General features: G+C 72.1%; 11 protein-coding genes. 3 read left to right on the forward strand and 8 right to left on the reverse strand.

Features of this window, described 5'->3' with window-relative positions; all coding sequences use genetic code 11:
- Positions 1–169: 169 nt before the first annotated feature.
- Complete coding sequence (locus tag ACZ6C1_RS21865) at positions 170–1,693, reverse strand: MFS transporter (protein ID WP_469242851.1); 1,524 nt, start codon at positions 1,691–1,693, stop codon at positions 170–172.
- Positions 1,694–1,755: 62 nt separating this feature from the next.
- Here ACZ6C1_RS21865 and ACZ6C1_RS21870 point away from each other — a divergent pair, with 62 nt between their 5' ends.
- A complete protein-coding gene (locus tag ACZ6C1_RS21870) occupies positions 1,756–2,712 on the forward strand; it encodes a helix-turn-helix transcriptional regulator (protein WP_469242852.1) in 957 nt (318 codons plus the stop codon).
- Between the two features lie 200 nt (positions 2,713–2,912).
- Here ACZ6C1_RS21870 and ACZ6C1_RS21875 read toward each other — a convergent pair whose 3' ends face one another.
- A complete protein-coding gene (locus ACZ6C1_RS21875; protein WP_469242853.1) occupies positions 2,913–3,920 on the reverse strand; it encodes a sigma-70 family RNA polymerase sigma factor in 1,008 nt (335 codons plus the stop codon).
- 148 nt (positions 3,921–4,068) lie between these two features.
- On the opposite strand from ACZ6C1_RS21875, the gene ACZ6C1_RS21880 reads away from it, so the two are divergent.
- Complete coding sequence (locus ACZ6C1_RS21880) at positions 4,069–4,590, forward strand: GNAT family N-acetyltransferase (protein ID WP_469242854.1); 522 nt, start codon at positions 4,069–4,071, stop codon at positions 4,588–4,590.
- Between the two features lie 6 nt (positions 4,591–4,596).
- Here ACZ6C1_RS21880 and ACZ6C1_RS21885 read toward each other — a convergent pair whose 3' ends face one another.
- Positions 4,597–5,400: a dioxygenase family protein gene (locus ACZ6C1_RS21885; protein ID WP_469242855.1), complete on the reverse strand. Its 804-nt coding sequence runs from the start codon at positions 5,398–5,400 to the stop codon at positions 4,597–4,599.
- Between the two features lie 134 nt (positions 5,401–5,534).
- On the opposite strand from ACZ6C1_RS21885, the gene ACZ6C1_RS21890 reads away from it, so the two are divergent.
- A complete protein-coding gene (locus tag ACZ6C1_RS21890; protein WP_469242856.1) occupies positions 5,535–6,047 on the forward strand; it encodes a MarR family winged helix-turn-helix transcriptional regulator in 513 nt (170 codons plus the stop codon).
- Between the two features lie 11 nt (positions 6,048–6,058).
- On the opposite strand, the gene ACZ6C1_RS21895 is transcribed toward ACZ6C1_RS21890, so the two are convergent.
- The 5 genes from ACZ6C1_RS21895 to ACZ6C1_RS21915 form a co-directional block, all read right to left on the reverse strand.
- Positions 6,059–7,096 carry a YeiH family protein gene (locus tag ACZ6C1_RS21895; RefSeq protein ID WP_469242857.1) on the reverse strand — a complete coding sequence of 346 codons (1,038 nt, stop codon included), beginning with the start codon at positions 7,094–7,096 and terminating at the stop codon, positions 6,059–6,061.
- Positions 7,096–7,656: a cysteine dioxygenase family protein gene (locus ACZ6C1_RS21900; protein WP_469242858.1), complete on the reverse strand. Its 561-nt coding sequence runs from the start codon at positions 7,654–7,656 to the stop codon at positions 7,096–7,098. The genes ACZ6C1_RS21895 and ACZ6C1_RS21900 overlap by 1 nt, the downstream gene beginning before the upstream one ends.
- Positions 7,657–7,742: 86 nt before the next feature.
- Positions 7,743–8,648 (reverse strand): LysR family transcriptional regulator, encoded by a 906-nt coding sequence (locus ACZ6C1_RS21905; RefSeq protein ID WP_469242859.1) that lies wholly within the window; start codon positions 8,646–8,648, stop codon positions 7,743–7,745.
- A 181-nt stretch (positions 8,649–8,829) separates the two neighbouring features.
- On the reverse strand, positions 8,830–10,380 hold the full coding sequence (locus ACZ6C1_RS21910; protein ID WP_469242860.1) for an MFS transporter: 1,551 nt from the start codon (positions 10,378–10,380) through the stop codon (positions 8,830–8,832).
- Positions 10,381–10,471: 91 nt separating this feature from the next.
- Positions 10,472–11,065 (reverse strand): TetR/AcrR family transcriptional regulator, encoded by a 594-nt coding sequence (locus ACZ6C1_RS21915; protein WP_469242996.1) that lies wholly within the window; start codon positions 11,063–11,065, stop codon positions 10,472–10,474.
- Positions 11,066–11,669: the final 604 nt, after the last annotated feature.

Below are 11,669 nucleotides of genomic sequence, written 5' to 3' on the forward strand. Positions count from 1 at the left end.
AACGGAAGGCCCGGATCCAGGACGTCATGCACCCCTGGATCCGGGCCGGCTGTCCGCGCGGGGCCGAACCGCCGCACGGGTCGGCTCACCGCCCGGGCCGAACCGCCGCACGGGCCCTCACCCCCGCGGGCCGAACCGCCGCACCGCCGGCTCACCGCGCGGCCGTGCCTCAGTGCGCGAGCACCGGCTCCGGCTCATCGGCCGGCACCGCGTCGGCGGCTGCTGCGCCTTCCATGTGCTGCTTCGGCCGGCCCGGCAGCGCGAACATCACGACGAAGATCAGCGCGAGGACCGCCACGACCCACCACAGCGAGCCCTGGAACGCGTCCGCGAACGCGGCTCCGACCTCACCGGGCGCGAGGCGCTCCTCGTCGATGACCCCGAAGAACACCACCGAGACCAGCCCCAGGCCCAGCGCCGTGCCCATCTGCCCGGTCGTGTTGATCAGCCCGGACGCCGAACCGGCGTGTTCGCGCGGCACGTCCGACAGCACGGCGTCCGTCAGCGGCGCCACGATCAGACCCATGCCCACGCCCATCACGATCAGCGGCGCGGCCATCTGCCAGGGCTCGATGCCCGTCCCGTACCGCCCGGCCTCCCAGATGTAGAGGAGCACCCCGGCGACCATCGTCAACGCGCCCGCCTGGAGCACCTTCCGCCCGAAGCGCGGGACCAGCTTCTGTACGGACATCCCGGCCGCGGCGGACACCGCGATGGAGAAGGGCACACCGGTCAGGCCGGCCTTCAGCGGGCTCCAGCCCAGCCCGATCTGCATGTACAGCGTCCAGACCAGGAAGAAGACGCCCATCACGACCCCGAAGGTCAGCTGCACCGCGATACCGGCAGCGAAGCTCTTCACCTTGAACAGGGACAGTTCCACCAGCGGTGAGCCGTCCTTGCGCGTCTTGTACTTCTCGTACGCCACGAACGCCCCGAACACCACCAGGCTTCCCACCATGCACAGGTGGCCCCACAGCGGCCAGCCCAGCTCACGGCCGCGCGTCAGCGGGTAGATCAGCATCAGCAGACCGAGCGTGACCAGCGCGACGCCCACCAGGTCGAGCCGGGTCGCCTTGTCGGCGCGCGACTCGGTGATGAACCTGCGGCCCAGGATCAGCCCGGCGATGCCCACCGGCAGGTTGATCAGGAAGATCGGCCGCCACTCCAGCCCGAACAGGTTCCACTGGGTCAGCAGCGCGCCCAGCAGCGGCCCGGAAACGGCCCCGAGCCCCACCACCGCGCCGAACATCCCGAAGACCTTGCCGCGCTCGTGCGCCGGGAAGGTGACATGGATGATCGCCAGCACCTGCGGGACCATCATCGCGGCCATCGCTCCCTGCAGCAGCCGGGAAGCGACCAGCATCTCCGGGCTGGCGGCGAAGCCGCAGAGCGCGGAGGCGGCGGTGAAGCCGGCGATGCCGACGAGGAAGAGCCGCTTGCGCCCGTAGATGTCCCCGAGGCGCCCGCCCGTGATGAGCCCGGCGGCGAAGGCCAGCGCGTAACCCGCCGTGATCCACTGGATCGCGCCGAACGAGGCCGCGAGGTCCCGCTCGATGCTCGGGATCGCGATGTTGACGATGGTGACGTCGACGAGGTCCATGAACGCGGCGGTCATGACGACGGCGAGGGCCAGCCATCGCCGCCGGTCGTTCTGGGGCACGGCGGTGTCCGTGGGAGTGGTGGTGGAGATCATGCGACAAAACTAGTCCGCGTATAGGTCAGCTCATGTCCTAATGGACACGCATCCTGGACGGCATGACGGACACCCCGGCACGACTCCTCAATCTGCTGTCGCTCCTCCAGACGCCCCGCGAGTGGCCGGGCAGCGAACTGGCCGAGCGACTCGGCGTCAGCCCCCGGACGATCCGCCGCGACGTCGACCGGCTGCGGGATCTGGGCTACCCGGTCGAGGCGAGCCGTGGCTCGGTCGGCGGGTACCGGCTGGTCGCGGGCGCCGCGATGCCCCCGCTCCTGCTGGACGACGAGGAGGCGGTGGCGATCGCCGTCGGGCTCCGCGCCGGGGCCGGCCATGCCATCGAGGGCGTGGAGGAGGCGGCCGTACGGGCACTGGCCAAGCTGGAGCAGGTGCTCCCGTCGCGGCTGCGGCACCGGGTCGCCACCCTCCAGAACGCGACGATCCCGCTGACGCGCGGCGACGGCGCGACCGTCGCACCCTCGACGCTGACCACACTCGCGGCGACGGTCACCGCGCACGAGCGCCTCCGGTTCGGGTACCGCGCGGGCGACGGGACGGAGTCGAAACGGCAGGTCGAGCCGTACCGCCTGGTGTCGACGGGCCACCGCTGGTACCTGGTGGCGTACGACCTGGAGCGCGGGGACTGGCGGACCTTCCGCGTCGACCGGGTCACCGACCCGTTCGCGACGGGCGCCAGGTTCACGCCGCGCGAACTGCCGACCGGCGACGCGGCGCGGCTGCTGGGCCACTCGGAGACCCGTACGCAGGAACACGACGTGGACGTGACCTTCGAGGCGCCCGCGGCCTTCGTGACCGCCCGCCTGCCCGCCCACCTGGTCCCGGCCCCCACGGGCCCGGACACCTGCCGGCTGCGCGCCCGGTCGGCGGACTCCGTGGAGTGGCTGGCGCTGCGGCTGGCCCTGGTGGACTGCGAGTTCACGGTGCACGGGCCGGACGCGCTGGTCGGCTACGTCAGCACCCTGGGCGCCCGGCTGACCCGCTCGGTCGCGGCCTGAGCCCGCGCGGTACGGGCCGGACGCGCCACGGCACCGCACCCAGGGCGCCCGGCCGACCCGCTCGGTCGCCTGAACCCGCAGGGGCTCCGGCGGTTGACCCGCTCGGCACCTGAACCCGCGGGGCTCCGGCGGTTGACCCGCTCGGTCGCGGCCTGAGCGCGCAGGGGCTCCGGGGACGAGTCCCCGGAGGGCCCGAGTGCCTACGCCGCCGCGTCGAAGCCCGTGTCGCGGGCCATGCGCTTCAGTTCCAGCAGCGCGTGCTTCTCGATCTGGCGGATCCGCTCGCGCGTCAGGCCGTGCTCCTTGCCGACCTCGGTCAGCGTCCGCTCACGGCCGTCCTCGATGCCGTACCGCATGCGGATGATCGACGCCGTCCGGTTGTCGAGCTTGCCGATCAGGTCGTCCAGTTCCTCGCTGCGCAGCAGCGTCAGCACCGACTGCTCGGGCGAGACCGCGGAGGTGTCCTCCAGGAGGTCGCCGAACTGGGTCTCGCCGGCGTCGTCCACCGACATGTTGAGCGACACCGGGTCGCGCGCCCAGTCCAGGACGTCGATGACCCGCTCCGCGTTGGAGCCGAGCTCGGCGGCGACCTCGGCGGGCTCCGGGTCGCGGCCGTGCTCGCGGTTGAACTCCCGCTGTACGCGCCGGATGCGGCCCAGTTCCTCCACCAGGTGCACGGGGAGGCGGATCGTGCGCGACTGGTCGGCGATCGACCGGGTGATGGCCTGGCGGATCCACCACGTCGCGTACGTCGAGAACTTGAAGCCCTTGGTGTAGTCGAACTTCTCCACCGCGCGCACCAGGCCCGCGTTGCCCTCCTGGATGAGGTCGAGCAGCGGCAGGCCGCTGCGCGGGTAACGGCGGGCGACCGCCACCACGAGACGCAGGTTCGACCGGATGAAGACGTCCTTGGCGCGCTCGCCCTCCGCGACCAGGCGCTCCAGCTCCTCACGGGACGCGCCCGAGGCCTCGGAATCCACGTCACCGTCGAGGATCTGCTGGGCGTACACACCCGCCTCGATGGTCTGTGACAGCTCCACCTCCTTGGCGGCGTCGAGCAGGGGCGTGCGCGCGATCTCGTCGAGGTACATGCCGACCAGGTCGCGGTCGGCGATCTCCCCGCCCACGGCGCGAACGCTGCTTGCCCGGTCCGTGGTCCTGGTCTCACTCGAGGCGGACTGACGACGGGCGACGGCACGGGTTGCCATGCGAGCTCCCTTGCTGAGTAGGTCGCGACACCCTCCCGGGTGCCCTGCATCCGACGGAAACAACGACTGGAATCCGGACAGAATTCCCATGACCCCCGTCGATTTCCGTGATCTTGCAGTACCCTGTCCGGCCACGGAGGGGGAGCGGATGTCGCAGGACTGCGAAGAGGTGCAGGTCAGGCCGGGCCGGGAGGACGACCTCACCACCCTCACGGACATCTACAACCACTACGTCCGTGAGACGGCCATCACATTCGACACAGCCCCTTTCACCCCCGAAGAACGCCGCCCATGGCTGCACTCCCACCCGGAAGACGGCCCCCACCGCCTGCTGGTTGCTCGCGACGCCCGCGACCCGGGAACGGTTCTCGGTTACGTCACCTCCAGCCCCTTCCGGCCCAAGCCCGCGTACTCGACATCGGTCGAGGTGAGCGTCTACCTCGCCCCGGACGCGGCGGGGCGCGGCATCGGGGCGCTGCTCTACAAGCAGCTCTTCGAGGCGCTGGCCGAGGAGGACGTGCACCGCGTCTACGCCGGGATCGCGCTGCCGAACGAGCCGTCGGTGCGCCTGCACGCGCGCTTCGGGTTCCGGCACATCGGCACCTTCGGGGAAGTGGGCCGGAAGTTCGGGCGGTACTGGGACGTGGCCTGGTACGAGAAGGCCCTGTAGCCAGTCCTACCCGAACTGGACGGACCGCTTCGCCAGCCCCATCCAGAACCCGTCGATGACACTGCGCCCGCCGCTCAGGTCACCGGCCGCGTCGGCGGCGCCCAGCGTGACGAACAGGGGCGCGAAGTGCTCGGTCCGCGGGTGGGCGAGCGTGCCGGCGGGTGAGGCGTGCGCGAAGTCCAGCAGCGCGTCCACGTCCCGCTCCTCCAGCGCACGCCGCCCCCAGTCGTCGAACTCGGCCGACCAGCCGGGTACGCCCTCGTGCCGCAGCGCCGCCAGGTTGTGGGTGAAGAAGCCGCTCCCGACGATCAGTACGCCCTCGTCGCGCAGTGGGGCCAGCTTCCGCCCGATGTCCATGAGCCGGGCCGGGTCGAGCGTGGGCAGGGACATCTGGAGGACCGGCACGTCGGCGTCCGGGTACATCTCGACGAGCGGGACGTACGCGCCGTGGTCCAGCCCGCGGTGGGGCAGGTCCTGCACGGGCGCGCCGGGCGCACGCAGCAGCTTGCGGACGGACTCGGCGAGCCGGGGCGCGCCGGGAGCGGCGTACCGCACCTGGTAGTAGGGATCGGGGAAGCCCCAGAAGTCGTACACGAGCGGGACCGTCTCGGTGGCGCCGAGCGCGAGCGGCGCCTCCTCCCAGTGGGCGGAGACCATCAGGATCGCGGAGGGCCGGGGCAGGCGGTCGGACCAGGCGGCGAGCTGGCCGGGCCAGACGGGGTCGTCGGCGAGCGGCGGCGCGCCGTGCGAGAGGTAGAGGGCGGGCATCCGCGCCGTCCCACGCTGTACGGGGTCCACGAAGGCGGTCATGGCGGCGGCTCCTGACGTGTTCTTCCATCCTACTTACTTGAAACTTAAATCAAGTTACTTGAAACTTAAAACAGCCTCGAGCACGACCTTAGCGGCCATTTGTTCAACTTTCAAGAAGACGTAGAGTGGGATACATGGATACGGCACCGAACGGCGGGCGCGGGGAGCCGCACTGGCTCAGCGACGACGAGCAGCGCGTCTGGCGCGCGTACCTGCACGCCACCACGCTCCTGGAGGACCATCTCGACCGGCAGCTCCAGCGCGACGCCGGGATGCCGCACATCTATTACGGACTGCTCGTCCAGCTCTCCCAGGCCCCCCGCCGCCGTATGCGGATGACGGAACTCGCCAAGGACGCCAAGATCACCCGGTCGCGGCTGTCGCACGCCGTGGCCCGGCTGGAGAAGAACGGCTGGGTACGCCGCGAGGACTGCCCCTCCGACAAGCGCGGCCAGAACGCCTACCTGACCGACCAGGGGTACGAGGTGCTCAGGCGGAGCGCGCCCGGCCATGTCGCCGCCGTACGCCAGGCGCTCTTCGACCGGCTCAGTCCGGAGCAGGTCGACCAGCTCGGCGAGATCATGCGGCTCATGGCCGAGGCACTGCAGCCGTCGGGCCGGGACGCCGACCTGCCCTGGCTGCGCTGACCCCCGCGCCCCTACGTGACCAGCAGGACGCCCGCGTACGACGCCGCCGCGACGATCACCCACGCCGCCAGGCCCAGCGCCGCGACCCGCGCCCCGGTGCGGGACAGCGTCGGCAGGTGCACCGCACTGCCCAGCCCGAACAGGGCGGCCGCGAGGAGCAGTTCCTGAGCCGAACCCGCCGCCTCCAGCGCCGGCCCGGGCAGCCACCCGGTCGTCCGCAGCACCACCATGCCGAGGAACCCGGCGACGAACAGCGGCACGAGCGGCGGCCGCCCGCCCTTCGGCGCGGTACGCCCCCGCCGCCGCGCCGACACCACCAGTGCCGCGACCAACGGGGCCAGCAGGGCGACCCGCATGAGCTTGACCAGGACCGCCTCGCCGAGCGCGGCCGGCCCGGCCGTCTGCGCGGCGGCGACCACCTGGCCCACGTCGTGCACCCCCGCCCCCACCCAGCGCCCGAACTGCTCGTCGCTCAGCCCCAGCGGGCCGTGCAGCAGCGGGAGTACCGCGATGGCGAGCGTGCCGCACAGGGTCACCAGGGCGACCGACGTGGCGGCATCGTCCTCGTCGCTGTCCCGTACCGCGCCGACCGCGCCGATCGCCGACGCGCCGCAGATCGCGTACCCGGTGGCGATGAGCACCGGCTGGTCGCCCGGCAGACCGAGGCGGCGCCCCAGCCACCACGTACCGCCGAGGGTGGCGGCCACGACCGCGACCACCATGGCGACCGTCCCCCAGCCGAGGCCCAGGACGTCGGAGAGGCTCAGCTTCAGGCCGAGCAGGACGACACCGGCACGCATCAGGCGCTTGGCCGCCAGCGTCAGGCCCGGCCGCCAGCGGCCCCGGACGCGGGTGCGCAGCCAGGGCGTGTGGGCGGTGGCGACGCCCAGGACGACGGCGGCGGTGAGCATCGGAACGGCGGGCACGGCCAGGTGCACCAGCCAGGCCACGCCGACCCCGGCAGCGGCGAGCGCGAGCCCGGGCAGGGGACCTGGACCCACCCGCGTGCCGGCCCGGAGCGGGCGGACGCGTGAGCCGACGAGCGCCATCAGCGGTCCGCGGGCAGCCGGTAGATGCGCCGGACGCTGGTGCCCAGGCGCGTGATGTCGGCGCCGTAGACGTGGATCGACAGGGCGGTGCGGTCGCCTCCGTTGCGTACGGAGTGGATGTCACCGGGCGGGGCGAAGGCGGCGACCTCCCCGGGTCCGTTCACCACGTCCTCGGTGGCGAGGAGCCGGGCGGACGTGCCGTCCGGGACGAGCTGGTAACGGCGCTCGTGCTCCTCGCCCTGGTGGATGCCGGCCGCACACCACGAGACGTGGTCGTGGATGGGCGTGGCCTGTCCGGGCAGCCAGACGATGGCGACCACGGAGAAGCTGCCGTCGGGCTCGGCGTGCAGCACGTGCTGTCGGTAGTGGGCGGGGTCGGCCTCGCACTGCGCCGGGGTGAGCAGATCGGGCGCGCCGAGGTGCGGGGCGAGGCGATCCGCCACGAGCCGGGCGGTCGGTTCGGGCGGCAGTCCGCGGTCCACGGCGTGGCGTATCGCGTCGACGAGGGTACGAAGGCGTTCGGTGGTCGGGCCGGCAGCGGCAACGGAGGTCGTCGTCATGGCGGCAGCGTCCGCCCGGCGAATCCATTACGTCCAACGAGGGTTTTTTGCCAAGTACCCAAGCAGCGCTTATGAGTGCGGCGGGTTCAGCAGCCGACCTTGGACTCGGCCACCGCGACGATCTGCTCCAGCATGAGGGCGGTGGCGGGGATCCTCAGATGGTCGCGGAGGACGTACGCGTACACCTGACGGCGTGTGTGCGGCTCGACGATCCGCCCGGTGACCTTGTCGTGGCAGAGGAACGACAGGACCAGCGCGGGGACCATCGCGATGCCCACGCCCGCCGCCACCAGGCTCTGCATCACCAGGTTGTCGTCCGTGGTGCAGGCGATGTCGGGGCTGAAGCCCGCCTCCGCGCAGGCGTGCAGGAAGTTGGCGTTGCAGCGCGCGCAGCCGGCGATCCACCGCTCGTGCGTCAGATCGGCCAGATGCACGGCCCGGCGGCGGGCCAGGGGGTGTCCGGTGGGCAGGAGCACCGTCAGCGGGTCCTCCAGCAGCTTGAACTCGTCGAGTTCGTCGGGGATGCCGACCCGCAGGCCCGGATAGCTGAAGGCCAGGGTGATGTCGCACTCGCCCCGGGCGACCATGCGCAAGGACTCGGGCGGCTCGCTCTCCACCAGCTCGACCCTCACGCCCGGGTGTTCCGCCGCCATGCGGGCCATCGCCTCGGGCAGGATCGTCGCTCCGGCGCTGGGGAAGGCGCACACGCGCACCCGGCCGGAGCGCAGCCTCGCTATGGCGTCGATCTGCTCCTGGGCGGCGGCCAGGCTGTCAAGGATCGTCCCGGTGTGCCGGGTGAGGGCCTCCCCCGCCTCGGTGAGTCTGAGGCCCCGCCCGACACGGGTGAACAACGGTGTGCCGACGTCCCGTTCGAGCGCCTTCATCTGCTGGCTGACGGCCGGCTGTGTGTAGCCGAGGGCACGGGCGGCCGCCGTATAGGAACCGGTCCTGACCACTTCATGGAAGGTCTTGATGTACCGGGAGTCGAACACAGCCGAAAGCATAAGCAGAAATTGGGGTACGGAAAGAGGCCGGTACGGGAAGCGGCGGGTGCAGGAAGGGGCGGGTACGGGGAGAGGCGGGTGCGGGAAGAGGCGCTCCCCGCCACGTCGGTGGCGGGGAACGCCCCTTGGGTCACGCCCGTGTGCCCGTGGGCCCGCAGGCCCGTACGCCTCAGTGCGCGATGACGGGGATCTTCACCTCGTCCTCGACGCGGTCCGCGTCACCACCGCCCGCGACCGGCTGCGAACCGGCGCCCGGACGGCCCGTGTTGATGAAGGTGACCGCGATCACGGCGGACACCAGCAGGATGCCGACGGCCCACCAGATGGCGGCGGAGTATCCCTCCACCATGCCCTGGAGCTGGAGCAGCTTCTGCGCCTGCGGAGTGGTCGCGGCGGCCGCGTGGTCGGTGATGTACGCGGTGGTCGCCGACGCGGCGATGGTGTTGAGCAGTGCCGTACCGATCGCGCCGCCGACCTGCTGCGAGGTGTTCACCATCGCGGAGGCCACGCCGGAGTCGCGGGCCTCGACGCCGTGCGTCGACAGGGACATGGCCGGCATGAAGGCCGTACCCATGCCGAGACCCAGCAGGAGCTGCGCGGGCAGGATGAGCCCGGCGTACGACGAACCCACCTCAAGCTGCGTCAGCAGCAGCATGCCGGTGGCGGCCGCGAGGAAGCCGGGGCCCATCAGCAGCCGGGGCGCGACGCGGGTCATCAGGCGGGCACCGATCTGCGTCGAGCCCGTGATCATGCCGGCGATCATCGGCAGGAAGGCGAAACCGGTCTTCACCGGCGAGTAGCCCTTGACGACCTGGAGGTAGTAGGTGAGGAAGAGGAACAGGCCGAACATCGCGATGATGGCGAGCCCGAGGGAGAGGTAGACACCGGCCCGGTTGCGCTCGGTCATGACGCGCAGCGGCAGCAGCGGCGACTTCACCCGCGCCTCGACGGCGACGAACGCGGCGAGCAGGACGGCGGAGGCGACGAACAGGCCGATGGTGGTCTCGTGGGACCAGCCGTGGGACTCGGCGCGGGTGAAGCCGTACACCAGGGAGACCAGGCCCAGGGTGGACAGGACGACGCCGGGGATGTCGAGCGGCGACCGGTTGCGGCCACCGGCCGGCTCACGGATCACGAAGTAGGCGCCCGCGGCGGCGACGACGGCGAAGGGGATGTTGACGAAGAACGTCCAGCGCCAGTCGAGGTATTCGGTGAGGACACCGCCGAGGATCAGGCCCACGGCGCCACCGCCACCGGCGATCGCGCCGTAGATGCCGAACGCCTTGGCGCGTTCCTTGGCATCGGTGAACATCACCGCCAGCAGGGACAGCGCGGCGGGCGCGAGCAGCGCGCCGAAGGCGCCCTGGAGGGCGCGCGAGCCGAGCATCATCGCCTCACCGGTGGCAGCGCCACCCAGCGCGGAGGCCGCGGCGAAGCCCAGCAGGCCGACGACGAAGGTGCGCTTGCGGCCCCACAGGTCGGCGATGCGGCCACCGAACAGCAGCAGTCCGCCGAAGGCGAGGGCGTACGCGGTGATGACCCACTGCCGGTTGCCGTCCGAGATGCCCAGGTCCTGCTGGGCGGAGGGCAGCGCGATGTTCACGATCGTCGCGTCGAGCACGACCATCAGCTGGGCCAGGGCTATGAAGACCAGTGCTTTCCAGCGGCTGGGATCGGGTGTGAGGTCGAGGGGCGCGGGGCCGGAGGACGTTTTTGGCATGGGAGCAGCCACCTAGGGACTCGGAAGGGCGGAAAACGGGCGTAAGGACGGACGTGCGGGTGGAAGGGGAGGTCGGGGAACCCCGGCAGACCTACGGCTCGCGGCGCAGGTCTTCCAGGGTCGCGGCGGTGCCGGGGAGCTCGGAGCGCGCGGGCGTCTCCAGGCCGTCCAGGAACAGCTGCAGATGACGGTGGACGAACCGGTCGAAATTCGGGCATGCGGAGCCCGGCAGCGGCCGGGTGAGCTGGGAGAGGCCGATCAGCAGGTCACCGACGGCGACGTCGGTGCGCAGCCGGCCGGCCGCCTGCGCCCGGTCGAAGAGCGCCTGTACGGCCTCTTCCAGGCGCCCGCGTTCGGCGAGCAGCTCGGGGTGGTCCTGGTCGAAGACGCCGGAGATCATCGGGCACAGGGCGCCGATCCGCTCGTCGGCGGCGGCGTGGGTGAAGCGGCGCAGCGCCTGGAAGGTGTCGGCCTCCTCGGCGGCCGCCTCCAGGGCCCGCTCGGTGGTACGGGACATGACGGACAGGACGACCTCGTGGACGAGTGCGCCCCGGTCCGGGAAGTGCCGGTAGAGCGTGGCATTGCCGACTCCGGCGCGGCGGGCGACCTCGTCGAACGGCACGTCGGGCCCGAACTCCACGAACATCTCGCGGGCCGCCGTCACGATCCGCTCGCGATTGCGCAGGGCGTCCGCCCGCGGACGAGCCGCGCGGGCCCCCCGGGGTGCGGCCTGGGGCCTGCGCGAGGGCTCGGCGGGGGCCGCGCCTGCGGGGGTGGCCGTGCCCGCGGAGGGGGCCGCGCCCGCCGGAGTCGGCGTGCCCACCGGGGTGGCCGTGTCCGCCGGAGTCGGCGCGCCCGCCGGGGTGGCCGTGTCCGCCGGGGCGCCCGCGCCCGCGGAGGGGGCCGCGCGCGTCGCGCCCAACGCGCCCATGACGGAGGCGGTGCCCGTCCCGGGGACCGTGCCCGTGACGGCGGTGGTGCCCGCCGCGGGGACCGCGCCCGGGCGCATGCCGGTACCGGAGGCCGGGCCGCCCGTACCGGTAGTCCTGCCCGCGCTCGTGGTCGTCACGGTTCGCTCCCTCTCTTCGGCGCACAACCGGGGACGGCTTCCCCGTTTGGCTGCGACATAGGGCTAAACGGGGAGCCCATCCCCGCTTACTCCCGTTTCCTCTGTGAGCTGCGCCACTCAGCTCCTCGCGAGTAACCCACGATCGGGCGCACCCGGCGGGCGCCCGCACCCGGCCCGGCAGAGGCTGATCGGACGGAGAGCAGTCGGACCCGGCCGGCTG

Source organism: Streptomyces sp. NPDC041796 (assembly GCF_055590785.1).